At 48.3% G+C, this 26,284-nt stretch carries 25 protein-coding genes and 1 other annotated feature; all 25 genes read left to right on the top strand.

The window, feature by feature from the left end; genetic code table 11:
- The first annotated feature begins 7 nt into the window (after positions 1-7).
- The 25 genes from ACUUHJ_RS20195 (at position 8) to ileS (ending at position 26,236) form a co-directional block, all read left to right on the top strand.
- Entirely contained in the window at positions 8-1,936 is a 1,929-nt protein-coding gene (locus ACUUHJ_RS20195; protein WP_472299734.1) for a stage V sporulation protein D, read from the top strand.
- Positions 1,937-2,088: 152 nt separating this feature from the next.
- The gene (locus ACUUHJ_RS20190; protein ID WP_289673640.1) at positions 2,089-3,567 is read left to right on the top strand and encodes a UDP-N-acetylmuramoyl-L-alanyl-D-glutamate--2,6-diaminopimelate ligase; all 1,479 of its coding nucleotides are present in this window, start codon (positions 2,089-2,091) and stop codon (positions 3,565-3,567) included.
- Between the two features lie 42 nt (positions 3,568-3,609).
- On the top strand, positions 3,610-4,581 hold the full coding sequence (gene mraY / locus ACUUHJ_RS20185; RefSeq protein WP_015892099.1) for a phospho-N-acetylmuramoyl-pentapeptide-transferase: 972 nt from the start codon (positions 3,610-3,612) through the stop codon (positions 4,579-4,581).
- On the top strand, positions 4,578-5,942 hold the full coding sequence (gene murD, locus ACUUHJ_RS20180) for a UDP-N-acetylmuramoyl-L-alanine--D-glutamate ligase (protein ID WP_472299733.1): 1,365 nt from the start codon (positions 4,578-4,580) through the stop codon (positions 5,940-5,942). Before mraY ends, murD begins: the two co-directional genes overlap by 4 nt.
- A gap of 66 nt (positions 5,943-6,008) precedes the next feature.
- Positions 6,009-7,103, top strand: coding sequence for a stage V sporulation protein E (gene spoVE, locus ACUUHJ_RS20175; RefSeq protein ID WP_472299732.1), 1,095 nt, complete (start codon positions 6,009-6,011; stop codon positions 7,101-7,103).
- Between the two features lie 80 nt (positions 7,104-7,183).
- Positions 7,184-8,287, top strand: a complete 1,104-nt coding sequence (gene murG, locus ACUUHJ_RS20170; RefSeq protein WP_472299731.1) for an undecaprenyldiphospho-muramoylpentapeptide beta-N-acetylglucosaminyltransferase — start codon at positions 7,184-7,186, stop codon at positions 8,285-8,287.
- A 102-nt stretch (positions 8,288-8,389) separates the two neighbouring features.
- The gene (murB, locus tag ACUUHJ_RS20165) at positions 8,390-9,295 is read left to right on the top strand and encodes a UDP-N-acetylmuramate dehydrogenase (RefSeq protein WP_016740728.1); all 906 of its coding nucleotides are present in this window, start codon (positions 8,390-8,392) and stop codon (positions 9,293-9,295) included.
- 15 nt (positions 9,296-9,310) lie between these two features.
- A complete protein-coding gene (murA, locus tag ACUUHJ_RS20160) occupies positions 9,311-10,567 on the top strand; it encodes a UDP-N-acetylglucosamine 1-carboxyvinyltransferase (RefSeq protein ID WP_015892094.1) in 1,257 nt (418 codons plus the stop codon).
- Positions 10,568-10,698: 131 nt separating this feature from the next.
- Positions 10,699-11,493: a cell division protein FtsQ/DivIB gene (locus ACUUHJ_RS20155; RefSeq protein WP_289673636.1), complete on the top strand. Its 795-nt coding sequence runs from the start codon at positions 10,699-10,701 to the stop codon at positions 11,491-11,493.
- A gap of 21 nt (positions 11,494-11,514) precedes the next feature.
- On the top strand, positions 11,515-12,225 hold the full coding sequence (locus ACUUHJ_RS20150) for a DUF881 domain-containing protein (protein WP_015892092.1): 711 nt from the start codon (positions 11,515-11,517) through the stop codon (positions 12,223-12,225).
- A gap of 20 nt (positions 12,226-12,245) precedes the next feature.
- Positions 12,246-12,992, top strand: coding sequence for a DUF881 domain-containing protein (locus ACUUHJ_RS20145; protein ID WP_472299730.1), 747 nt, complete (start codon positions 12,246-12,248; stop codon positions 12,990-12,992).
- Between the two features lie 2 nt (positions 12,993-12,994).
- Entirely contained in the window at positions 12,995-13,342 is a 348-nt protein-coding gene (locus tag ACUUHJ_RS20140) for a small basic family protein (protein ID WP_015892090.1), read from the top strand.
- Positions 13,343-13,484: 142 nt separating this feature from the next.
- Entirely contained in the window at positions 13,485-14,738 is a 1,254-nt protein-coding gene (gene ftsA, locus ACUUHJ_RS20135; protein WP_289673634.1) for a cell division protein FtsA, read from the top strand.
- A 126-nt stretch (positions 14,739-14,864) separates the two neighbouring features.
- On the top strand, positions 14,865-16,013 hold the full coding sequence (gene ftsZ, locus ACUUHJ_RS20130; RefSeq protein ID WP_289673633.1) for a cell division protein FtsZ: 1,149 nt from the start codon (positions 14,865-14,867) through the stop codon (positions 16,011-16,013).
- Between the two features lie 234 nt (positions 16,014-16,247).
- Positions 16,248-17,210, top strand: a complete 963-nt coding sequence (spoIIGA, locus tag ACUUHJ_RS20125) for a sigma-E processing peptidase SpoIIGA (protein WP_472299729.1) — start codon at positions 16,248-16,250, stop codon at positions 17,208-17,210.
- 2 nt (positions 17,211-17,212) lie between these two features.
- Positions 17,213-17,935, top strand: coding sequence for an RNA polymerase sporulation sigma factor SigE (gene sigE / locus ACUUHJ_RS20120; RefSeq protein WP_007717727.1), 723 nt, complete (start codon positions 17,213-17,215; stop codon positions 17,933-17,935).
- A 149-nt stretch (positions 17,936-18,084) separates the two neighbouring features.
- Positions 18,085-18,864 (top strand): RNA polymerase sporulation sigma factor SigG, encoded by a 780-nt coding sequence (sigG, locus tag ACUUHJ_RS20115; RefSeq protein ID WP_007717728.1) that lies wholly within the window; start codon positions 18,085-18,087, stop codon positions 18,862-18,864.
- A 160-nt stretch (positions 18,865-19,024) separates the two neighbouring features.
- A complete protein-coding gene (locus ACUUHJ_RS20110) occupies positions 19,025-19,303 on the top strand; it encodes a YlmC/YmxH family sporulation protein (protein ID WP_015892085.1) in 279 nt (92 codons plus the stop codon).
- 80 nt (positions 19,304-19,383) lie between these two features.
- Positions 19,384-20,214 carry a peptidoglycan editing factor PgeF gene (gene pgeF, locus ACUUHJ_RS20105; RefSeq protein WP_472299728.1) on the top strand — a complete coding sequence of 277 codons (831 nt, stop codon included), beginning with the start codon at positions 19,384-19,386 and terminating at the stop codon, positions 20,212-20,214.
- 20 nt (positions 20,215-20,234) lie between these two features.
- Positions 20,235-20,933, top strand: a complete 699-nt coding sequence (locus ACUUHJ_RS20100; protein ID WP_472299727.1) for a YggS family pyridoxal phosphate-dependent enzyme — start codon at positions 20,235-20,237, stop codon at positions 20,931-20,933.
- 42 nt (positions 20,934-20,975) lie between these two features.
- Positions 20,976-21,404: a cell division protein SepF gene (locus tag ACUUHJ_RS20095; protein WP_219662110.1), complete on the top strand. Its 429-nt coding sequence runs from the start codon at positions 20,976-20,978 to the stop codon at positions 21,402-21,404.
- Positions 21,405-21,435: 31 nt separating this feature from the next.
- Positions 21,436-21,702, top strand: a complete 267-nt coding sequence (locus ACUUHJ_RS20090; RefSeq protein ID WP_064200553.1) for a YggT family protein — start codon at positions 21,436-21,438, stop codon at positions 21,700-21,702.
- A 12-nt stretch (positions 21,703-21,714) separates the two neighbouring features.
- The gene (locus ACUUHJ_RS20085) at positions 21,715-22,488 is read left to right on the top strand and encodes a YlmH family RNA-binding protein (RefSeq protein ID WP_472299726.1); all 774 of its coding nucleotides are present in this window, start codon (positions 21,715-21,717) and stop codon (positions 22,486-22,488) included.
- Positions 22,489-22,588: 100 nt separating this feature from the next.
- Positions 22,589-23,080 (top strand): DivIVA domain-containing protein, encoded by a 492-nt coding sequence (locus ACUUHJ_RS20080; RefSeq protein WP_007717747.1) that lies wholly within the window; start codon positions 22,589-22,591, stop codon positions 23,078-23,080.
- A 65-nt stretch (positions 23,081-23,145) separates the two neighbouring features.
- Positions 23,146-23,412 (top strand) — a binding site (T-box leader).
- A gap of 46 nt (positions 23,413-23,458) precedes the next feature.
- Positions 23,459-26,236: an isoleucine--tRNA ligase gene (ileS, locus tag ACUUHJ_RS20075; protein ID WP_472299725.1), complete on the top strand. Its 2,778-nt coding sequence runs from the start codon at positions 23,459-23,461 to the stop codon at positions 26,234-26,236.
- Positions 26,237-26,284: the final 48 nt, after the last annotated feature.

Below are 26,284 nucleotides of genomic sequence, written 5' to 3'. Positions count from 1 at the left end.
ACTCGCTTTGCGGGTATCCAATGCTACTGTACGCCGTCGCATTTTTATCATCTTGATTGTAGGAGTCGTTTTGTATTCGGCACTTGTCACCCGTTTGGGTTATGTTCAATTGATAGAAGGACCGAAACTCTCGCAGATGTCAGATGAACTTCTCAAACGGGAGATTAAATTTCAACCCAATCGTGGTCGCATTTTAGACAGAAGCGGAAATGAGCTCGTGACGAATATGACCGTCCCTACACTGGTATCGGTAGGGGCGCAAATCAAAGACCCGAAAGAAACAGCGAGACAGCTCGCCGTTATTTTGGAGCAAAAAGAAGAAGATGTATTTCGTGCCATTACGAAAAAAGAAATGAGCAACAACCAGATTCCAGGTGGAAGAAAACTGTCTGTTGAAAAGGCGAGGAAAATACAAGAATTGAATTTGCCAGGGATATACTTGGCAGGGGATACGAAGCGTTTTTACCCGAACGGAACGATGGCAGCCCACATACTTGGTTTCACAGGCATTGACAATCAAGGGTTGACAGGTCTTGAAAAAATTTATGATCCCTTCTTAATGGGGACCGAGGGACATATCTCATTTCCGTCAGATGCCAAAGGGCGCGTACTGCCAGGCGGAACCGAAGACTACGTAGCACCCGTGAATGGGATGGACATGTATTTAACACTCGACAGTGCCATCCAATCGTTTATCGAACGCGAGCTGGATCAGGCAGTAGTCGCTTATCAGCCAGATGATGTTCTGGCGATCGCGATGAATCCAAAGACAGGGGAAATATTGGGGATGGGGAGTCGCCCGACTTTTCAACCGGATGCGTACAGGGACTATCCTTCTGAGGTGTACAATAGAAATCTCCCTATCTGGAAAACATACGAGCCTGGTTCCACATTCAAGATTGTGACACTGGCCGCTGCTTTAAACGAAGGCGTTATCAATCTGAACGAAGGCTTCTACGATCCGGGATTCATAAACGTGGCAGGGAAGCGATTGCGTTGCTGGAAGCGTCAGGGGCATGGACAGGAAACGATGCTGGAAGTGGTAGAGAATTCTTGTAACCCTGGCTTCGTGACGATGGGCCAGCGTCTTCAAAAAGAACGACTTTTTGACTACATCAAAAAATTTGGCTTCGGACAAAAGACAGGGATCGATTTGATCGGCGAAGAAAACGGGCTGTTATTCAACTTGAAAAAAGTGGGACCGGTAGAGCTGGGGACGACTTCTTTCGGTCAAGGGGTTTCGGTAACGCCGATCCAACAAATGGCTGCGGTCTCAGCCGCAATCAATGGTGGTAAACTTATGAAGCCGTTTGTCGCCAAAGAATGGCGGGATAGTGTGACACACGATGTGGTAGCGAGGACTTTGCCGACAGAGGTTCGACAGGTGATTACTGAGGAGACCTCGGCCAAAGTTCGGCATGCGCTGGAAAGTGTGGTCGCACAAGGAACGGGAAATAAGGCATTTATTGAAGGGTATCGGGTAGGAGGTAAGACGGGAACCGCGCAAAAAGTAAAGAATGGACGTTACGTCGATGGCGAATACATCGTTTCGTTTATCGGCTTTGCGCCGGCTGATGATCCACAGCTCGTCGTATATTTCGCTGTAGATAATCCGAAAGCACTGGCGTTTGGTGGATTGATTGCTGCCCCGAGTGTAAAAAGTATCATGGAATCCTCCCTACAGCATTTGAATGTACCCAAACGAAAAGATGGCATCCCTAAGGAAATTAACAAAGCACTGGGAGAACGGGCGCCAATCGAAGTGCCAAACATGGTCGGACAATCCATGAGAGACGTAGTGACAACGTATGATACTCTGCCGCTAGTCGTTTCAGGTAAAGGTCAGTACGTCATCCAGCAGTCCCCAGCACCTGGAGTAAAAATTGATGAGGGCGGAAAAATTCGCATATACCTTGGTGACAAATCGACCAATTAGCTATAAAATGAGATTTCGAAGGCGGAGGGGAGTAGGCTTGTCTACGTTCGCTCTGCCTTTGTTCATCAAGACTGCGCCTAAATGATCGGCGTAGCCAAGTACAAATGTTCAAATTTCTGTCTATACTAGTTGGAGAATGGGGTGCCTGTTTCATGTTTCTACGGGATCTGCTCATGCCTTTGTTGCCAGTAACGGTTTCGGGGGATGACAGCATGGAGATTACGGGTTTGACAGCAGACTCGCGCCAGGTAAAGCCCGGCTACTTGTTTGTCTGTCTAACTGGATATACCGTGGATGGACATACGTTCGCGGCCCAGGCGGTGAAGAATGGTGCCGTCGCCGTGTTATCCGAACAAGATCTGGACGTGCCAGCGACTATTGTCAAAGTACCGGATACCCGGCGGGCAATGGCTATGCTGGCTGATCGTATTTTCGGATCTCCCACGAAAGAAGTAAAAGTCATTGGCGTAACCGGGACAAATGGCAAGACGACCACAACGCATCTGATCGACAAAATTTTGCGCGATCAAAGCAAGCAAACAGGCTTAATCGGAACGATCCATATGAGAATTGGAGACGTTACGGAGGAAGTCAAAAATACGACTCCAGATGCCATAGATTTGCAAAGAAGTTTTCGTCGCATGTGCGATGTAAACACAGACTATGCGATTATTGAGGTTTCCTCTCATGCATTGGAGCTGGGAAGAGTCCGCGGTTGCGAAATCCATACAGCGGTTTTTACCAACCTGACGCAGGATCACCTCGACTACCATAAAACGATGGAAAACTATCGCTACGCCAAATCATTATTGTTTTCCCAGCTAGGCAACGGTTATGACACAGACCGTCTAAAAACAGCTGTGCTGAATGCCGATGATGAGGCGTCCGAATTATATGCCACCGTTACACCGGCGCGAGTCATTACATACGGCATCGATCAACCAGCAGATGTAAGGGCAAAACAAATCGAAATCACAAGTAAAGGAACTTCTTTTACAGTCGAAAGCTTCGCTGGCAGTGCGCGTCTGAACTTGAAGCTGATGGGAAAGTTCAATGTGTATAACGCTTTGGCAGCCATCGCGGTTACACTCGCAGAAGGTATTCCACTCGAAGAGATCAAGGCGAGCCTGGAAGAGGTAGCGGGGGTAAATGGGCGATTTGAAGCAGTAGATGCTGGTCAGCCGTTTGCGGTGCTCGTCGACTACTCCCACACACCAGACAGCTTGGAAAATGCATTGATGACTGTCAAGGAATTTGCCCGTGGCAACGTATTTTGCATTGTGGGCTGCGGAGGCGACAGGGATCGAACCAAACGCCCAATCATGGCGCAAATTGCAACGAAATATGCTGATCTGACCGTCCTAACCTCAGATAATCCACGCTCGGAGGAGCCGCAGGCGATTCTCGATGACATGCTGGCTGGTTTGTCAGAAGTGGCACCTGATCGTTATACGGCACTGACAGACCGACGCGAAGCCATTGTCCATGCAGTTTCGCTTGCAAAGCCGGACGATGTGATCTTGATCGCTGGAAAAGGACACGAAACGTATCAAATTATTAAAGACCAGGTGTTGCCCTTCGATGACCGTGAAGTTGCGCGCGAAGCGATTGCCCGGTACAACCAAGAATAGAACAGATGCCACACACTGCATCGAAAGAAAGGAGGCTCGGGCATGTTCGTTGACAACGTCCTAATCGTCACGATCGTCGCTGCGTTTCTCATCGCCGTACTCATTGGCCCATTGTTTATTCCCTTCCTTCGCCGCCTGAAATTTGGGCAGGCAATTCGTGAGGAAGGACCGCAATCCCATTTTAAGAAGGCTGGAACTCCCACCATGGGAGGCACCATCATTCTTTTGGCACTCATATTTACCGTGTTGAAGTTTGCCAATGCGAAAATGGAAATTTACTTCCTGTTATTGGTTACCCTCGGATACGGTTTAATCGGGTTTTTGGATGACTTCATCAAAATCAAGAAAAAACGCAACCTCGGGTTGACTGCCAAACAGAAGTTTGCTGGTCAGATTGTCTTGGCAATCGGCGCATATATTTTGCTGCTTATGATGGGGCATGACACGTCCATCCATCTGCCAGGTACACCGTGGAAGCTCGAGCTCGGCTATTTTTACTTCCCATTCCTGTTGTTCCTCTTGGTAGGTACAACGAATGCCGTTAACATCACAGATGGATTGGATGGACTATTGGCAGGGACGGGAGCTATTGCCTTTGGTGCTTATGCGATCATCGCATGGTTTGGTCAAGATTATGACACTGCTATTTTTAGTGCGGCTGTTGTAGGTGCGGTACTTGGCTTCCTCGTCTTCAATGCGCACCCGGCACGCGTGTTCATGGGTGATACGGGTTCACTCGGACTTGGTGGAGCGCTCGCGGGAATTGCAATCATGACCAAGACGGAATTACTTTTGGCTATTATCGGTGGGGTTTTCGTTGTCGAGACGCTCTCTGTTATTATGCAGGTAGTCTCCTTTAAGACACGTGGAAAGCGTATTTTCCGTATGAGTCCCCTGCATCATCATTTTGAATTAACAGGCTGGTCAGAGTGGCGCGTGGTTGTCACGTTTTGGCTAGTCGGTATGTTCTTTGCTGGATTGGGTGTATACCTTGAGGTGGTGACAATCAGATGATGCGTTTTCATAATAAGCATGTCGTCGTTATTGGTATGGCAAAGAGCGGTGTCGCAGTGGCAAAACTGCTACACCGCTTTGGTGCTCATGTTGTCGTAAATGATAAAAAGCCACGTGAAGAAGCGGTCGGGGTAGAAGAGCTGGAATCGTTGGGGATTCCGGTCATTTGTGGTTATCATCCCGATGATCTCATTCATGAAGGCGTATTCCTTGTGGTCAAAAATCCGGGGATTCCGTATGAAGCAGCACCCGTCAAGCAGGCGCAGGCACTCGGCATTCCTGTTGTGACGGAGGTGGAGCTGGCCTCCCAGATTGCCAAGGCACCGATTATCGGTATTACAGGCTCCAATGGCAAGACCACGACTACGACGCTCGTCGGCCTGATTTTCAAAGAAGCGGGTCTGGATGCGAAGGTAGGAGGCAACATTGGGACCGTATTGTGCGGCCTGGCGGAGGAAGCTGGTCCCGACGAATGGCTCGTTGCCGAATTGAGTAGCTTCCAACTGATGGGGACGAGGGAGTTCCGCCCACATATCGGTGTTTTGCTCAATCTGTATCCTGCTCATTTGGATTACCATCACACCATGGAAGAGTATTTGGCAGCCAAACTGAAAATGTTTGCCAACCAAACGGCAGATGACGCAGCTATTTTGCCATATGACCAACCAGAGATCGTAGAAAAATGCAAAGACCTCCCTGCATCCATCTACTACTTTAGCAAGAGTCAAGAGGTGCCAAAGGGAGCTTTTGTCAAGGATGGTTTGATCCTGTTTGCGGATGGGAATGAGAATACAGAGTCAATCGTTGCGATCGCGGATATTACCGTTCCTCATTTGGACAACGCACTGGCAGCGATTCTGGTTGCGAAGCTCGCAGGCGCGGACAAGCAATCGATTATACAAGTTCTTACTACCTTCCCAGGGGTAGAGCACCGGATGGAGTTCGTGGATTCGATTCGTGGTGTCAAATACTTCAATGATTCAAAAGCGACCAACCCGGAAGCGGCATCCCGAGCTTTGCAAGCGTGCAAGGAGCCGGTCGTATGGATTTGCGGTGGGCTGGATCGTGGTGTTGATTTTCGGGAACTGCTGCCAGTGATCCAAGGTCGGGTAAAAGCAGTCATCGCTCTCGGGCAAACGGCTCCGATTTTACTGGAACGTGCGCAGGAAGCAGGGATTAAGGAGCGTATCCATGTCGATACTGTGGAAAAAGCCGTTCTTGCTGCTTCCCAGTTGGCCGAATCAGGTGATGTGGTCTTACTGAGCCCTGCTTGTGCGAGTTGGGACATGTTTCCTTCGTTTGAGACAAGGGGGAGCATGTTTAAGGACGGCGTGCATAGACTTAAAACAAGCCTAGCATAACGTCCCACTGGTATCATCACGAATATGACAAAAGCGGGACGGCATGAGAAAGGATGACCTGGCACAATGAGCAAGGTACGCTCTGCCCCCGACTTCGTAATTATTTTTGCAACACTTTTTTTATTGGGAATTGGCATCGTGATGGTGTATAGCGCCAGCGCGATCGTGGCGCAAAAGCCGCCGTTTTCCGATCCGTATTTTTTCGCCAAGCGGCAACTGATTTTCGCTCTGTTAGGGATTACATCCATGTACATTACGATGAATATCGATTACTGGGTGTGGAAGCAATGGGCCAAGCCAGGGTATTTGATAAGCATCGGTCTGTTGATTTTGGTTTTGATTATCGGGATCGAAGTAAATGGCTCGAAAAGCTGGCTTGGTTTCGGCGCTTTTGGAATTCAACCAGGGGAATTTGCGAAACTGGGCGTCGTTGCATTCCTGGCGAAGTGGCTCTCAGATAATCAGAAGCAAATTGTCTTGTTCCGAAAAGGTCTTATGCCTGCCTTGGGAATTCCCGTTCTGTGTTTTGGCTTGATCATGCTGCAACCGGATTTGGGAACCGGAACGGTTTTGATGGGAACTGCCGTCGTTATGATTTTTGCGTCAGGTGCGCGGATTAGTCATTTTGTCGGATTGGGAATGATCGGAGTTGTTGGCTTCATCGGCTTGGTTTTGTCAGCACCTTATCGAATCAAAAGGATTACGTCCTTCCTCGATCCGTGGTCTGATCCACTCAATACGGGCTATCAAATCATCCAATCCCTTTACGCAATAGGTCCAGGCGGTTTATTGGGTCTTGGCCTTGGACAAAGCAGACAGAAGCATCTGTACTTGCCTGAGCCTTACAATGATTTTATTTTCTCGATTGTCGCGGAGGAGCTGGGCTTCATCGGAGGCACGCTCATTCTCCTGCTATTCCTTCTCTTATTGTGGAGGGGAATGCGAACGGCAATTACGGCTCCAGATTTGTTCGGAAGCCTGCTTGCCCTAGGGATCATTGGTATGATTGCCATCCAGGTTGTCATCAATATTGGTGTTGTGACAGGGATGTTTCCGGTGACTGGAATCACGTTGCCGTTCCTAAGCTACGGTGGTTCATCATTGACACTGATGCTCACTGGTGTAGGTGTCTTGTTGAACATCTCTCGTTTTTCTCGATAACAGAAACCTCAACAGGAGTACGCAATAAGAATGTAAAGCAGCCTATTGCTACTCCTTCTCAAAAAAAGGGTGTGAACGTAATGCGTGTCGTCTTAACAGGCGGTGGCACAGGTGGACATATTTATCCGGCGCTTGCGGTGGCGAGGGAAGTTTCTCGTCAATATCCGCAGGCTGCCTTTTTGTATGTTGGCAGTAAAAAAGGCTTGGAAGCAGGTTTGGTTCCGCGATCCAATATTCCTTTCCAATCGGTAGAAATTAGCGGATTGAAGCGCAAGCTGTCGTTGGACAACTTGAAGACCTTGTGGAAATTCGTCCGGGCTGTTGGGGATGCCAAGAAAATGCTGCGCGAGTTCAAACCGGATGTCGTAATTGGTACGGGTGGCTACGTATGTGGTCCAGTCGTATATGCAGCTTCGCGCTTAGGGATTCCAACGTTGATCCATGAGCAAAACGTAGTGCCAGGCTTGACCAACAAGTTTCTTTCTCGCTCAGTTACTCGGGTGGCCGTTTCGTTCAAAGAATCGCTCGCCCATTTTCCCCCGTCTAAAACGGTACTGACCGGAAATCCACGTGCGACGGAAGTTATGCACGGTAATGCCGAGGCGGGGCGTAGCTTTTTGGGTGTGGACAATAGCAAAAAAATCGTGCTGATCTTTGGTGGCAGCAGGGGAGCGCGTGCAATCAATGAGGCAGTACTTTCGGTTGTTACGCAGTTGGGTAAATACACCGATACTCATTTTGTATATGTGACGGGCGACGTTCATTTTGAGTCGATTTCGGCACAGCTTGGTGAACAGGGAACACTTCCAAGTAACATTTCTGTGCTTCCGTTCGTCCATAATATGCCGGATGTTTTAGCAGCGACGCATGTATTGGTTGGTCGCGCAGGAGCATCTACCTTGGCAGAAATAACGGCACTAGGTGTGCCTTCGATCTTGATTCCGTCCCCGTACGTCACGAACAACCATCAAGAGAAAAATGCAAGGGGATTGGAGCGCGTAGGGGCCGCTCATGTTATCGTAGAGCGGGAGCTTACCGGAGAGAGCTTGCTACTTTCCTTGGAAAATATCCTTACCAATCCAGCGAAATGGGAAGAGATGAAAAATAGTTCACTTTCCTTGGGGATGCCGCAAGCAGCGACAGAGATCGTTCGTCAATTAGAGGCGATGACACGAAAAAAATGATCAGATAGGCGATTGTCACGCCGATCTGGGCGAAAGCATAGTATGGAGCAAACACGTGAGAAGACTAGGTCCGACCTAGCAAACGTATCAGGAGGTTCACAAATGAAAAAAATCGCAGATGAGCTCATGCAAGCAGGAATCGAAAAAGTGTGGACCGATGAACCCCTTGCTAATCATACAACGTGGCGGATCGGGGGTCCTGCTGATTTGTTAATCCAACCCAAGGATAAAGCATCCTTGCAAAAGGCCTTGCAGATCATCCATCGTCATGAAATTCCTTGGAGTGTAATCGGGCGCGGTTCAAACCTTCTGGTGAGGGACAGAGGGATACGTGGAGCCGTGCTTAAAGTGGCCGAGGGCTTGAGCCACTGTGAGTTCAGGGGCGAAGAGGTGTGTGTGGGTGCCGGATATTCCATGATCCGCCTGGCGGTGGAGACAGGCAAGATGGGATTAACAGGTATGGAGTTTGCAGGAGGGATTCCTGGTACGGTAGGCGGCGCCGTCTATATGAATGCGGGGGCACACGGATCTGATCTTTCACGTATTCTTATTGATGCCGAGATCCTTTTCGAAAACGGCGAAAGTAAAGTGTTGAGTAACGAGGAACTGAGCTTTAGCTATCGGACTTCTCTTTTGCAAAAGCAAAAAGGGATCGTGCTAGAGGCCCGTTTTCAATTGAGGACGGGCGACCGCAAGGAGATTGCGGCCACACTCGCTGTCAATAAGGAACGACGGCGCAATACGCAGCCACTGCAGATGCCGTGTGCTGGCAGTGTGTTCCGAAATCCGCCGAATGACCACGCTGGTCGCCTGATTGAAGCAGCTGGGCTGAAGGGCTATCAGATCGGAGGAGCTCAGGTTTCAGAAAAACACTCCAACTTCATCGTGAATTGCGGAGGAGCAACGGCTGCCGACGTCCTCACCTTGATTAATCACGTTCGGAGCACGATTCTCGAGAAAAATGGGATTGACCTGCATCCGGAAGTTCTGGTGGTGGGCGAGGGGTAACACGGAGGTGAAAGTTTGGAGACTTTTGCGATCGAAGGCGGAAGACCTCTGTCCGGTTCGCTTCGGATCCAAGGTGCTAAGAACGCTGCTCTTCCCATTCTTGCCGCTGCTGTGCTCGCGGAAGGGCAATTCTATATCTATGACGTCCCCCATCTAAAAGACATTAAGGTCATGCTCGAAATCTTGACGTTGCTTGGGGCGAATACGAAGCATGAGGACGGATGTGTCGATCTGGATACAACGTCTGTCTGTGTCCCGCAGGTGCCGGATGATTTAATGAGCCAAATGCGATCTTCGATTTTTTTGGCGGGACCACTCCTGGCACGTCTGGGTGAGGTCACGATTTCCAGGCCAGGTGGATGTGACATTGGAGAGCGCAGGATTGACTTGCATTTGGCTGGATTGACAGCGCTAGGAGCCAAAATCGAAGAATCGGAAGGCTACATTACATTTCGGGCCAAACAATTGCGTGGGTCCAATATCTTTCTTTCCTTCCCCAGTGTGGGCGCGACGGAAAATATCATGATGGCGGCTGTGCTGGCAAAAGGCACGACCCGAATTTGTAATGCAGCACGTGAGCCGGAAATCATCGACCTCCAGAATTTCCTGAATGCAATGGGAGCAAGGATCAGAGGGGCGGGCACCGATACGATTGAGATCAGTGGTGTACCTCGTTTGCGTTCCGTCAGTTACCGGATCATACCGGACAGGATTGTGACAGGAACTTATCTGCTGGCTGTCGGTATTTCACAGGGACATATCGAATTGACCAATACACTGCCTGAGCAATTGATGGCATTGATTGAGGTCGCCCGTAGCTGCGGTGTTGAAATCAAGACCCGCCATGATATAATGGAAATCAAAAGCACCTCCCGTCCACGTGCCTACGACCGGATCATCACCTCGCCATATCCCGGGTTTCCGACCGATTTGCAGGCGCAGCTTATGGTGTTTCTGTCACAGGCTAGGGGAACGAGTGTCATTAAAGAGACCATTTTTGAAGGAAGATTCAAACATGTGAATGAATTGGCGCGAATGGGCGCCTCTATATACGTTGATCTTGGCTCCGCAATTATTCGGGGTGTCAATAAATTGACCGCTACGAATGTCGAAGCTACTGATCTTCGAGCAGGTGCTGCCTTAGTCCTCGCAGGGCTTGCTGCAGAAGGTATTACCACGGTGAACCAGATCCATCATATTGATCGTGGATACGATCGGCTGGAAGAGCAGTTGCGTCAATTAGGAGCCGATATATCACGAGTATCGATGTAACCGAGGGAGAGTGGGCGGCATAATGTTATGCCGCTTTCCCTGTTTTGTTCAATGACATTTATTCGAAAGACTTCCAGTATTTTACTTTGCTCTGGGCAATGAGCCTAAAAAACAAGAGGAAGGGTACGGCCATGGCGGTATATGAGGAACGCATTCCGCAAGTCAAGCAACAACGCCCCAGAAGAAGGGGCAACCGCAAGCTGGTCTTTCTGCTGGTATTGTTTTTTCTTACCATTCTCATCATCGTTTTTATCCGTTCCCCTTACAGTAAGGTGCAAGAGATTCGAGTGACTGGTAATGATATTTATACGGCAGAGCAAGTCATTGCAGAATCTGGCCTAATGAAGGACATGCAGTTTCTAAACGTTTGGGAGAACAGTGTACGAAATAACTTGAAACCATTAGAGGCCATTAAAGATGTGACGGTGAGCCGCTCTTTCCCCGGGTTGATCACGCTACATATAACCGAACAAAAGCGTGTCGCTTTTTGGAGTGGGCAGGACGGAAGCCGCTATGCCTTACTGGACAATGGCTATGTGCTTAAACAGGTTAATTTCGCCAAGCGCGTAGTGGACAGGCCATTGATTAGCTCGTGGGCCTCACCGGAGCTCCTTCCCTATCTCGCCAAGTCGCTATCGAAATTATCGCCAAATGTACTCGCGGAGATTTCAGATATTACATTGACGCCGACGGTTTACGACAAGCAACGCATAACGCTGTACATGCGCGACGGGAATGAAGTAAGAAGCGTGATCTACAAGCTGGACAAGATGATGAACTGGTACCCGGCGATCATGAAACAATTGCCGCCAGATACAAAAGGGGTGCTCTCTTTGTTTGAGCAACCGTGGTTTATTCCGTACGGGGCTCAAGGGGCTATTCCTATCCAGGAAGGGCAAGAGCAGCCACAGAAGCCACAGCAGTAAATGAAAAAGGGGAAAGTAGACATGAGTCGTCGTCGCAAATTTCATTTGTATTTAACCATCGTGACGTTATCTACCGGCTTTCTAGTGGCCACTTCCTTCGAAACGAACAAGCTTACCCGCAAAGAACGGATGAATGATCAGCTGTTCCAACAGGAAACGCAATTGAATGACCGGATTTTGGCTGAAAAGGAGCAAAATCGGCATCTGGAAAATCAACTGCTCGATTTGCAACGTCAGGTGGGAAAAGTGGAAGAGGCGATGGCGGAGCGCAAATCGGAGGCTGCTGATACACTCAGTCAACTGGATGCAGCGCGGATGCTAGCAGGGGTAGTCGCTGTGGAAGGGCCAGGTATTGTCATAACGATGCAGGATAGCCAGAATGCAGCGAACAGCACAGACATCGCAAACTACATCGTGCATGAGCAGGACGTGCGCCTGGTCGTAAATGAACTGCGTGCAGCAGGAGCAGAGGCCATCAGCATTAACGGGCAGCGTGTGGTAAGCAATTCCGAAATTCGTTGTATTGGACCAACGATTATCGTAAACGGCATCAAGTCTGCCGCTCCATTCGTGGTAACAGCGATAGGGAATCCCGACACACTAGACAGTGCTTTGAATTTGCCGGGAGGTGTTTTACACTCCTTGCAAGATTTTGTACAAATAAGCATAGCCAAAAAAGAGCGGGTCGAACTACCTGCCTTTGTTGGTGACGCGAAAACGAAACACTCCTAAATAAAAGGATGCGTTTAACTATGTTACAAAAAAGCCGTAAAATCACATTTATTCTTGCCATCATTAGTGCTATCATAGGTGTGATGTTGACTGTGCAATTACGAAGCAGTCTTCATCCTGTTCATAAAGAGTCTCGCAGCATCGCGGAACTTCGGACCACGTTGCAAAAAGAACTGGAGAAACACAAAAACCTACTCGCAGACATTTCAAAGTATAATCAGCTGTACTACCAATACGAAACCTCACTCAGTGAAGATGAAAGTATCTCCGTTATGAAAGAGGAGTTGGCACGGACTCGCCGAATGGCTGGAATGGTAGGGATGGAGGGAGAAGGCATCGTTATTGATGTTGTCGATGCCCATACACCTGCAGAGCCAGTTGGGGATGGACATATGCCTGTGCCTGTTGTAGGAGACTATACGATTGACGATGAAGATTTGCGCTGGTTGGTAAATATCCTGTTTGCAAACGGAGCACAAGCTGTTTCCATTAATGGCCATCGACTGATTGCTACCACTGCGATCCGCAATGTGGGAGACGTCATCCAAATCGATACCAGGACGATTAGGCCTCCGTATGAGATAAAAGCATTGGGGGAGCCTGAAGTATTGTTGTCCGCATTGAAGCTGGAGGGCGTAGAGGAAAACTTCCAGCTGGCGAATAAAAAGGTGCTGGCAGAAAAACGGGACAAGCTGATGATTTCAGCGAATAATGAAACACGTGTCATTCAATTTATGAAACCTGTAAAACAAAAAGGAGATTCGTAACCATGTGGCTCCCGCTTATCGGACTGATTGTCGGTCTTGTTGTCGGCTTCCTGCTGGATTGGCGTGTGCCCCAGGAGTATAGCAGCTATCTATCAATAGCCCTCTTAGCTGGATTGGATACGATCTTTGGGGGGATTCGTTCGTTTTTAGAGCGTACTTTTAACGTTCGTATTTTCATGTCTGGATTCTTTTTCAACACACTTTTTGCAGCAGGCTTGGCCTTCATTGGAGGGTACTTGGGGATTGATCTGTATTTGGCTGCGATCGTGGCTTTCGGGGTCCGTTTATTCAACAATCTCGCTGTCATTAGGAGAATTGTTCTATCCAAATGGATCAATCAGCAAGAATAACGTGAAGAAAAATGGGAAGATGGTCATTTTTTTGCAAAAAATCAATAAGAAAAAAAGGGAATGGTTGTCCTGTGTGGAATAATTTATGCAGGTGTTCTCACTTTAGCAAGAAAAAAGACGTAGCAGGGGAGGTGTCACAGGTTTGGTAAGCAATGAACTCATAGTCAGCCTAGACATTGGAACATCCAAAGTACGCGTCATGATCGGCGAGATCAACAATGGTTCCATCAACATCATCGGCGTCGGACAATCACACTCAGAAGGAATCAAGAAGGGCGTGATTGTAGACATCGACCAAACCGTGCATGCCATCCGGGAAGCGGTTGATCATGCGGAACGCATGGTTGGCGTTTCAATCGAAGAAGTGTATGTGGGGATCACTGGAAACCATATCGATCTGCATGAAACCCAAGGGGTTGTCGCTGTATCCAGCGAAGACCGTGAGATACGAGAAGAAGATATTCAACGCGTAATTCAGGCAGCGAAGGTCGTGGCTATTCCTCCAGACCGTGAAATCATCGAGGTAGTCCCAAAGGAGTACATCGTTGATGGACAAGGGAGCATAAAGGACCCTCGTGGGATGATTGGTGTCCGACTGGAAATGGAAGGGACCATTGTGACCGGGTTGAAAACGGTCGTACATAACATCGTTCGCTGTGCTCAACGAAACAATCTGCGTGTAGCTGGAATATTCTTGCAACCGCTTGCGGCTAGCACTGTTGCTCTATCCAAAGATGACAAAAATATGGGTGTCGTTCTTGTCGACATCGGTGCGGGTTCTACCACGATCGGTGTATTCGAGCAAGGGAAACTGGCAGCGACCACCGTGATCGGCATCGGTGGCGACCACATTACGAGCGATATTTCACTTGGACTGCGAACGCATACAGATGTGGCAGATCGTGTGAAAACCAAAAACGGCTGTGCCCTTATTGACGAAGCATCCGAAGATGTGAAGTTCAAGGTGAACCGGATTGGCAGTGAAGTTGAAAAGCAATTTACGCAAGTGGATTTGGCCAATATTATCGAGCCGCGCGCTGCGGAAATATTCCAATTAGTCGAGGATGCTGTATACAAATTGGGCTATCGCGACGAAATTGCAGGTGGCTATGTTCTTACGGGTGGTACCGTAGCTATGCCGGGCATGTTGGAATTGGCAAAAGAAGAATTGGACGCACCTGTTCGAATTGCGATTCCTGATTACATCGGAGTGCGAGATCCTGCCTACACCACCGGGGTAGGTTTGATTCAATATGCCTTGCAGTTGATGGAGCGCCGTAGCATTCGCGTCACCCCCTCATTCAAGGGCACTCAGAAGCAAACCGTCTCTTCTAAGCCAAAAGAAGGCGGCGGTTTGATGGAAAAAGTAAAAAACTGGTTTAGCGAATTTATTTAACGAGTTCGCTTTATCGAGCTTAACTACAAGGACGAAGACGGGTATCGATTCGTTCCATTGTGTTTAGTTGACAGGCTTCTGTAGCCACGAAGTTTTCTTATGTTGAAGTTGGGGAGGACTAGCAATATGCTGGAATTTGATATGGATATGGAATCCTTTGCACGAATTAAAGTTATTGGTTGTGGGGGCGGAGGTAGCAACGCAGTAAACCGCATGATCGCTGGAGGGTTGAAAGGTGTAGAATTCATCACCTTGAACACTGACGCGCAAGCACTTCAACTCTCTAATGCCGATATCAAGCTGCAAATCGGTGAAAAGCTGACACGTGGACTGGGAGCAGGTGCGAATCCTGAGATCGGTAAAAAAGCGGCGGAAGAAAGCCGTGATTTGATTGAAAACGCTCTGCGTGGAGCTGACATGGTATTCGTAACTGCCGGTATGGGTGGAGGTACAGGAACAGGGGCAGCACCTGTTGTTGCAGAGATCGCCAAAGAAATGGGTGCTCTTACAGTTGGTGTAGTAACCCGTCCGTTCTCCTTCGAGGGTCGCAGACGTTCGCAGCACGGTGAAATCGGTATCGCTGCTCTGAAAGAAAAGGTAGACACACTGATCGTGATCCCTAACGATCGTCTTTTGGAGATCGTTGATAAAAATACGCCAATGCTCGAAGCATTCCGCGAAGTAGACAACGTTCTGCGACAAGGGGTTCAAGGTATTTCCGATTTGATTGCAACACCTGGCTTGATTAACCTTGACTTCGCTGACGTGAAGACGATCATGACTGAGCGCGGTTCTGCTCTCATGGGAATCGGTGTAAGTAGCGGGGAGAATCGTGCGGCTGAAGCTGCTCGACGTGCTATTTCCAGCCCACTTCTCGAGACTTCTATTGATGGTGCTCGTGGAGTTCTCATGAACATCACAGGCGGTACCAACCTTAGTTTGTATGAAGTAAACGAAGCAGCAGACATCGTGGCTTCCGCATCGGACCCAGATGTTAATATGATTTTCGGTGCTGTTATTAACGAGGAATTAAAAAATGAATTGGTCGTGACAGTTATTGCCACAGGCTTCGAGCATGCTCAGCGGGCTCCAGAACCCCCGCGCCGTCAACAACAGGCGGTCAACACACCTGGCAACCGTCCGACACCAGTTTCCAATACGAATAACAGCCGTGCGAAGGAAGAAGAGGAAGACAAGTCCTTCTTCTCCATGGGCAACTTAGATAATCTGGATATTCCAGCATTCCTGCGTAATCGCCGCCGCAACAAAAACTAAAGCGAAAAATGAATGTCAAAAGCCTTGTTCCCGTCAGTGGGGACAAGGCTTTTTTTGTTGATTAGATGAAAAATGTTAGACAAAAAAACCAAAAAAACACCGTCAAGAATTGACAGACTTTACATACACATTGATATATACTGCTTTTACTGATAGAAGTCGTCCTACTATTTACCATTTTTGCTAGGACACATACTTGCTGCCAAGTCGGTCAAAAGATGAGGGGGAAAGCAAGTGGTTGTGTATCTTGATATCATTCTACTCCTGAATGTGGCTATTGATACCTTGTTACTCTGGTTTACTGCTTATTTTCGCAAAGAGCGCATGGTGTGGTGGAGAATGATAATTGCCTCTCTGTTTGGCTCCGTGTATCTGGTTTTTTTCTTTTTTCCTGTGTTTTCTTCCATGTATCAATGGTGGGTCAAACTGCTCTTTTCTGTCATCATGTTATGGATTGCTTTTGGGAACAGGAGGTTGTTGTCCTTTGCGCAAAACTTGATCATTTTTTACTTCGTCGCATTTGTGTTCGGAGGGGGAGTGTTTGGGCTACAGTATTTTTTGGCACCGCAGAGTGAAATTGTCAATGGACTGGTTGTCACGCATAATGATGGGTTTGGCGTCGGATTCAAGCCTACTTTGGGGATCGTCCTGATCGGTTTTATCCTGATCTTTTTCCTCGGGAAAAGGAGCTACCGTGCAATCCAGGAGCCACGAAGAATCGAAACCTTTCTCGTCGATGTCGTCGTTACGCTAGCAGGGGAAAAAGTCATTTGCCGTGGACTTGTGGACACAGGAAACCAGCTCCACGAGCCGATTACACGCATACCCGTCATGATTATAGAAAATCGCATGTTCGCACATTTGCTTCCGCCGTCGCTTCTCCGACAAGCCGATGAAAACGGTGGAGTGTGGGAGAAGCTGGACGGATCTTGGGATCATTTGCCGCTGGAATGGCAGTCTCGGGTACGCTTGATCCCGTATCGCAGCGTGTCAAGAGGAATGGATTTTTTACTCGCAATCAAGCCAGACCGTGTCATGGTCGTGCAAGACGGGATTCGTTTTGAAACAGAACGGGTGCTAATCGGGCTTAACCCGATCCCATTGGCTGCTGATGGCAAGTATCAGGCCATCGTGCACCCAGCCATGATGGAAACTTATACAGAGGAATCAACCTTTATTCTCAAACAGGAGGGCTAATCATGTATGTAAAACTTCGCCTACAACTCCAATTGACCTGGTACCGAATCTTGCTCTGGCTTGGTGTACGCGCCGAAGAAGTCTATTATATTGGCGGGAGTGAAGCATTGCCTCCACCGTTGACCAGAGAAGAAGAGGAGCTGTTGCTCGGACGACTGCCGTCCGGTGATCCGGCTGTCCGTGGTATGTTGATTGAACGCAATCTTCGTCTGGTCGTTTACATCGCCCGCAAGTTTGAGAACACGGGGATTAACATTGAGGACTTGGTTAGTATCGGCACCATCGGCTTGATCAAGGCAGTGAATACCTTTGATCCAGACAAGAACATCAAGCTGGCAACGTATGCTTCTCGTTGTATCGAAAACGAAATCCTCATGTATCTTCGCCGAAATAATAAAATTCGTTCAGAGGTATCTTTTGATGAACCCCTTAACATTGACTGGGATGGCAATGAGCTGTTGCTCTCAGATGTTCTGGGTACGGAGAATGACACGATTTATAAAAATATCGAGGACCAAGTGGATCGAAAGCTTCTGAAAAAAGCACTGGATAAATTGTCTGACCGCGAGAGAATTATCATGGAGCTGCGCTTCGGCTTGGCGGGAGAAGAGGAAAAGACACAAAAGGATGTAGCGGATTTGTTGGGAATCTCACAGTCGTATATTTCGCGTTTGGAAAAGCGAATTATAAAACGGTTGCGAAAAGAATTCAACAAGATGGTCTAACGCATATTTTCCCAGCTTGGGGGGATACTGTTCCTAAACCGAAACAGATGGTGGTTTTTGCCACCTTCTTGGTCGGCTACGCGTCAGTTACGCGGCCTTTCAAGACAACCGGGTTAGGGACTTTTTTCTTGCTTCGAGGAGGGAAAGACGTGACGCGCAATAAGGTAGAGATATGCGGGGTAGATACCTCCAAGCTTCCGGTGTTGACAAACAAAGAGATGCGGGAATTGTTTGAGCGTCTGCAAAGTGGGGAGCTGGCGGCCCGCGAGAAGCTGGTCAACGGCAACTTGCGATTGGTGCTTAGCGTAATCCAACGGTTCAACAATCGCGGAGAGTTCGTGGATGACTTGTTTCAAGTGGGCTGCATCGGGTTGATGAAAGCGATCGACAACTTTGATCTCGGGCAAAATGTGAAGTTTTCCACGTATGCCGTACCGATGATCATCGGAGAAATTCGCCGCTATTTACGGGACAACAATCCGATTCGTGTTTCCCGCTCTTTGCGAGACATCGCGTACAAGGCCTTGCAGGTGCGTGACAATTTGACCAACAAACATTCGCGAGAGCCTACCATTATCGAGATTTCTCAGGAATTGAACGTAGCCAAAGAAGATGTCGTGTTTGCACTCGATGCGATCCAAGATCCGGTTTCATTGTTTGAACCGATTTATCAGGATGGTGGCGATCCGATTTACGTCATGGATCAGATTAGTGACGAAAAGAACAAAGACGTCACGTGGGTAGAGGAAATTGCACTTCGTGAGGGAATGCAGCGGCTAGGTGACCGAGAAAAAATGATATTATCCATGCGCTTTTACGAAGGAAAAACGCAGATGGAAGTAGCAGAGGAAATCGGTATCTCACAGGCACAGGTCTCCCGATTAGAAAAAGCGGCAATTGCCCATATGCAAAAGCACGTTCAATCCTAATGAGAAACGACATAGGTGACCCGGCGGTCTTGTACCGTTCGGGTTTTTTGTACGAGCGGAAACGTTCGATTTCAATCACCTTACTTTTTGGCAAAGAAGCGGACATATTCCTATTTGGACTCATATACTGAAAGTAACGGAGAAAAGAAGGTGAGGAAGAATGGTAAAAATCTCTGACTTCCAGACCAAAGAAGTGGTAAATATTCTCGATGGGAAACGGCTTGGGCAAATTTCAGATTTGGAGATCGATCTGCGTCACGGGCGCGTAGAGGCTATCGTCGTACCGGGACCAGGAAAATTTCTCGGGTTCTTTTCTGCCGGGAACGATTATGTTATTCCCTGGCGCAATATTGTGAAGATCGGGAAAGATGTGGTTCTTGTTCGGATGGAAGAAGCACTTAAAGTTGAAGTGAAAACTTCTGGCGGAGACGAATACTAACGTGAAAGGGAGAAAGGCACGGATAGCCTTTCTTTTCTTTTCGGCTATGGTATGATTAGCCATATGAGGAAGGTGACAACATGAGAGAGCCATTTGTCAGGGTAGAGGATAAGTCAATCTTATCGTTAACAGAGTGGGAGCAACAATTTCCTGGATTAGTGGCGGGGTTTACTATTCGCTCAGGCGGGGAAAGTGAACAACCGTACGGGTCTTTTAATATGGGGCTGCATGTGGGTGATGAATCTGCGAACGTAGTAGCCAATAGACGCAAGCTGGCAGAACAAGTCGGGATGTCATTTTCAGCGTGGACATGCGCCGATCAAGTGCATGGGAATCAGGTATGTCAGGTTACAGCAGGCGGGGCGGGAAAAGAAAGTCTGGAGGACGTCATATCTGCAACAGATGGTTTGTTTACCCTTGAAAAAGGAGTCATGCTGACCTCGTTTTATGCAGATTGTGTGCCTCTCTATTTTCTACACCCACAATCAGGTGCCATCGGACTTGCCCACGCAGGCTGGAAGGGGACAGTAGGCCGTATTGCCGAGGAAATGGTGAAGGCAATGACAAAGCACTATCAGGCCAATCCAGAAGACATTTTCGTCGCAATTGGCCCATCCATTGGCGGCTGTTGCTATGAAGTCGATGAGCGAATCATGACGCAGGTTCGCACTTGTGCAGGCGATTGGGAAAAAGCAGTGATCTCCTCCACTGGGGATCGATATATGCTGGACCTCCGTCAGCTGAACACAGCGATATTGCTCGAAGCAGGAATTTCTTCCGAGAATATTTTCTCGACGCATTGGTGTACAAGCTGCAGAACAGACTTGTTTTTCTCTCATCGCAAGGAAGCTGGGATACAAGGAACTACCGGACGCATGGCTTCCTATATCGGCTGGAAGGAAAACCTGTAGAAGAAAGGGAAGGGTTCGTTATGACCAAGGAACAAGAACTGTTAAAAGAACGACTGCAATCCATCGAGGCAAGAATTCAGGCTGCTTGCGATCGGGCGAACCGCAAGCGTGAGGAAGTAAAAATTATTGCCGTAACCAAATATGTCGACGCAAATGCCATTGGGGACTTGCTCGCTGTAGGCGTTGAGAACATCGGGGAAAATCGCGTGCAGGATGCCCTGCCCAAGCATGAGCTACACGGTGATAAAGGAATTTGGCATTTTATCGGGCACCTCCAGACGAACAAGGCAAAAGAAGTCGTAGGGAGATTCCCGTACATCCATTCTCTGGATCGACTTTCTTTGGCACAAGAGCTGAATCGACGCGGTGAAGCGCTGGATCATGTCGTAAAATGCTTTTTACAGATCAATATATCCGGTGAAGAGACAAAATTTGGGCTTAGTCCCAATGACGTATTGGCTTTTTTGCGCGAAACCAGTAATATGAAACATATAAGTATCGTTGGATTAATGACAATGGCGCCTGTTATCGAAAACCAAGAGGAAGCCAGACAGGTGTTCCGTGGTCTCTATGAGTGGAAGCAACGGATTAACGAAATGGCATTCCCGCACGCACAGGTGGAAGAACTGTCCATGGGCATGTCAAGTGATTTTGAAGTGGCCATTGAAGAGGGAGCTACATATATTCGTTTAGGATCGGTATTGGTCAAGCCGGAGTAAAGGAAAGCAGACCAAACCACGGAGTAAGAGAGGAGGAAGAGTATGGGTGTTATGAATAAATTGATGGGGTTTCTGGGGTTAGAAAACGAGGAATACATCGAAGAGACAACAACGGTGGAAGAGGAAAGAGAAGAGCAAGAGTCCTCGCACAAACGCCAGCCAGCGATCAGTCGAGCTAACAACGTAGTACCGTTTCAAGCACGGGAAAAGGAGGGAATCCGTTTGATTCTCTGTGAACCCCGTCATTACAGCGACGCACAGGATATCGCTGACAACCTGCGTCATCGTAGACCTGTTGTGGTCAATCTTCATCGCGTGGAAAAAGACCAAGCCAAGAGAATTATCGACTTTTTGAGCGGGACGGTATATGCATTAAACGGCGATATCCAAAAGGTCGGAGACACGATCTTCGTGTGCACACCTGACCATGTAGATATTCAGGGTACGATCTCCAGTGTGTTGGAAGAGTAGCCATTTAAGACGAATGTAAAAGGGTGAGCTAATGACTGCTGTCATTTCGATTTTAAATTTTGCCTTTACGGTATATCAATACATGATTATTGCTTACATTTTAATGTCATGGGTTCCTCAAATGAGAGGTACAGGCATCGGTCAGTTACTGGAAAAACTGGTTGAACCTTATTTGGCGCCATTTCGCCGATTTATCCCACCGCTCGGCTTCATCGATATCTCCCCGATTGTCGCATTGATTGCCCTGCGTCTTGCCCAATCTGGCCTGTACGCCATTTTGGACCAAATCATGTTCTAGGCGAGTGAAACGATGAGCATATTTGACCATTTCTCAAAAGAAGAACGTCCCTTTGTTGAACGGGCGCTGGAAATGCTGACGCAAGTAGAGCGGAAGCAGGCCATGCGCCTTACTGATTTTGTAGACCCGAGGCAGTTGCTGATTTTTCAGAGTCTATCCACTCAAGTAAGAGATGTGAAGGTTTCTCCATATGGAGGGTACGAGGGTGCTGAGCGAGTTCGTATTATCATCCATCCGGAGTACCTCCCCGTCGAACCTGATGATTATCGCCTTACCTTATTGGCAATCAAGGCAGATCAGCGCTTTCATGTGCTGGAGCATCGAGATGTGATGGGGGCGATGCTGGGTGTCGGGATGAAGCGGGAGAAATTCGGAGATATGCTGACAGATTCAGCGGGCAGCTATGCGATTGTAGCAGAGGAAGTAGCTGATTTTGTCTGTGCGCAGGTGACGCAAATTCACCGGACATCTGTTCAGTTTGAGCGGGTAGCATGGGAGGCGTTCACACCGCCTGCACCCAAGTTTGTAGAAAAAATGATCACTGTGCCATCAGGTCGAATTGACGCGATCATTGGAGAAGTACATAATATGTCTCGCGCAAAAGCCCTGGTGCCAATCCGAGCGGGAAAAGTAAAAATCAACTGGAAAGTAATCGAAGACCCGTCTTATCAACTCCAGATGGGGGATATGGTATCTCTTGCAGGCTCTGGTCGGTTCAAAATTCTTGAGGTAGCAGGTCCAACACGCAGTGGACGAATTCGAATGATTGTCGGACTGGTTACATAAGATGGACCAAGGCTCAAAAAATTGTAAAATACGGCAGGAAACACTGCTAATCCTGTCGAAATGATTGAAGACGAATTATCGGGAAAAGTGGGGGGTTCATGTGCCATTAACGCCGTTGGATATACACAATAAGGAATTCAGCACAGGCTTTCGTGGGTATAATATTGACGAAGTGAACGAATTTCTCGATCAGGTGATCAAAGATTTTGAGCTCTTGATAAAAGAGAAAAAAGAACAGGAAGAGCGCGTAGCCATTCTAAATGAGCGCGTAGATTACTATAAGAGTTTGGAAGAAAATTTGAGCAAGTCGATTTTGGTGGCGCAGGAGACAGCGGAGGACGTGAAGTCGAATGCCCGCAAGGAAGCGCAGCTCATCTTGAAAGAAGCCGAGAAAAATGCAGACCGAATCGTCAATGAAGCATTGGCGAAGTCGCGCAAAATCGCAATCGAAATCGAAGAATTAAAAAAACGTGCTTCGGTTTACCGTATGCGCTTTCGTACGCTTTTGGAAGCACAGTTGGAAATGCTGGAGAATGGCGACTGGGACAGCATTGAACAGCCACAAGTTGATTCGCCTGTAACAGTTGAATAAATCATTGACGTTCGAGCAATGATGGTATTATAATGAAAGACAACTTTTTCGAAATAAAGCACAAATCATAGACGATGAACGGGAAGAGTACGTGAGCCAGCACTGCCTAGAGAGTCGGGAAAAGGTGAAAACCCGGCCAGTTGCTTTCGCAGAAAATCACCCGGGAGTTCAATATCCGAAAACCGGAGAACCTTGATGGTTGCACAGGTGAGTAAGTGAGCGCGTCATTCCCGTTACGAATGAATGAGTGGAACGAATCCGATGCAGGTTTATTTGTCGTAGGGGTTTGTTCAATCAGGGTGGTACCACGGGAGCTTTCTCTCGTCCCTTTTAGGGGATGAGTGAAGGCTTTTATTTATTTAAGGAGTGAATCAGGCCATGGATTACAGCAAAACTTTAGCGCTACCAAAAACCGATTTCCCTATGCGTGGAAATTTGCCAAGCCGCGAGCCACAGATGCAAGCGGTATGGGAAGAGCAAAATATTTACCAACAAGTGTTGGATCGAACAAAAGACCGCCCGTCTTTTGTCTTGCATGATGGCCCTCCATATGCGAATGGAGACATTCATATCGGTCACGCACTGAACAAGATCCTCAAGGACTTCATCGTTCGCTATAAATCCATGGCAGGCTTTTATGCGCCGTACATCCCAGGCTGGGATACACATGGTTTGCCGATTGAGCAAGCGATTATTAATGCACAAGGGCTGGATCGTCGTAGCATCGAAGTGAACGATTTCCGCCAGCGCTGTGAAGAATATGCTTGGTCCTATATCGACAAGCAACGCGACCAATTCAAGCGTCTGGGCGTTCGCGGAGATTGGGAAAACCCTTATGTAACACTCCTGCCTGAGTATGAAGCCAACCAAATTCGCGTATTTGGTGAAATGGCGAAGAAGGGTTATATTTACAAAGGTCTGCGCTGCGTATACTGGTCTCCGTCTTCTGAGACGGCTCTGGCTGACGCAGAAATCGAATACAAAGACAAGCGTTCCCCTTCTATTTACGTTAGCTTCCAAGTAGCAGATGGAAAAGGCAAGCTGGACACAGAAACAGGCGTCGTGATCTGGACAACGACTCCGTGGACATTGCCCGCAAACCTCGCGATCAGCTTGCACCCTGAACTCGAGTACAACGTCGTGAAGGTAGATGGCCGCAAGTTCCTGGTAGCTAACGGTCTGATTGAAGCTGCGAGCAAAGAAATTGGCTGGGAAGGCGTAGAGATTCTTGCGACCTTTAAAGGTCAAGAGCTGGAAGGTGTAGAAACTCAGCATCCATTCTACGATCGCAAGTCCCCACTCATCCTGGGTGAGCACGTAACCTTGGATGCAGGTACTGGTTGCGTTCATACTGCTCCAGGACACGGGGAAGATGACTTTAACGTTGGTCAAAAATACAATTTGGGTGTGCTTTGCCCGGTAGATCACGAAGGTAAAATGACCAATGAAGCACCAGGCTTTGAAGGTCTGTTCTATGAAGATGCCAACAAAGTGGTTACCGAAAAGCTGAAAGAAAACGGAGCACTCTTGAAGCTCAGTTTCTTCACGCACTCTTACCCACATGACTGGCGTACGAAAAAACCGGTTATTTATCGCGCGACAGAGCAATGGTTCGCATCGATCGACGGATTCCGTACGCAGATGCTCGAAGCGATTAAAAATGTAAAATGGATTCCGCATTGGGGAGAAACTCGTCTGGCTAACATGATTGCGGATCGTGGCGACTGGTGCATTTCCCGTCAGCGTGTATGGGGTGTACCGATTCCAATCTTCTATTGCAAAGCATGTAACGAACCGATCATTAACGACACGACGATCAACCATGTTGCTGATCTGTTCCGCAAAGAAGGATCGAAAGTATGGTTCTCCCGTGAAGCAAATGAGCTCGTTCCAGAAGGGCTTTCTTGCACCAAATGCAATTGCAACGACTTCCGCAAAGAAACGGATATTATGGACGTTTGGTTCGACTCCGGTTCCAGCCACCAGGCTGTTTTGCGCGAAAGAGGCATTGCTTGGCCAGCTGACATGTATCTGGAAGGCTCTGACCAGTATCGTGGCTGGTTCAACTCTTCTCTCTCGACAGGGGTTGCCGTGTATGGCACAGCTCCTTACAAATCCGTCCTGAGCCACGGCTTTGCATTGGATGGGGAAGGACGCAAAATGTCCAAATCCCTTGGTAACGTCATCGTGCCACAACAAGTGATTGACAAGATGGGCGCAGATATCTTGCGTCTGTGGGTAGCTTCTGTTGATTATCAGGCTGATGTTCGCATTTCCGATGCGATTCTAAACCAGATCGCTGAGGTGTACCGCAAAATCCGCAATACGTTCCGCTTCCTGTTGGGTAACCTGGATGGATTTAATCCAGCAACAGACCGCGTAGCGTACGAAGAGCTGGGAGAGCTAGATCGTTATGTTCTGGCGAAAGCGGCAAAAGTCGCGAAGCGTACACGCAAAGCGTACGATGAATATCAATTCCATACCGTTTTCCATGCGGTTCACAACTTCTGCGTGATTGATTTGTCCGCGTTCTATCTGGATATTTGCAAGGATCGCCTGTATGTAGAAGCACCAGACAGTCTGAAACGACGTGCTGCACAGACAGTGATGTACGATTGCTTGCTCAGTCTGGTGAAGCTGGTTGCTCCACTCTTGCCGCATACAGCCGACGAGGTGTGGGCGTTTATTCCAGGCGTGGAAGAGAAGAGTGTGCAGTTGACAGATATGCCAGAAGGCGACGAACAACATCTCAGCTTTGCTGCAGAAGCAGAGAGCAAATGGGATGCGTTCCTAGCGATCCGTGACGAGGTTCTCAAAGCCATGGAAGAAGCGCGCCGCAACAAGGTGTTCGGTAACTCCGTTGATGCGAAGCTGGCTCTGTACCCACAAACGGAAGAAGTTGCGAAAACATTGGCAGCAATGGACGATCTCGCTGACCTGTTCATCGTGGCTCACGTGGATGTACACAGCGGGTCTGCTCCGGCAGAAGCAGTACAACTCGAAGGAATTGCTGCTGTGGTCTCTGCCGCAGACGGTGGAAAATGCGAGCGTTGCCGCGTAGTAAAACCTGATGTTGGCACTCGCGAGTCGCACGCGTCACTCTGCGTACGTTGTGCTGATATCGTCGAACAACATTACGCACATGTAACAGAATAAAAATTGGTTGATCAACCTGTCATTCCTTTTGGGGGTGGCAGGTTTTTT

It is taken from the genome of Brevibacillus schisleri (assembly GCF_055685845.1).
This window is presented reverse-complemented; position numbering and strand designations above follow the sequence as displayed.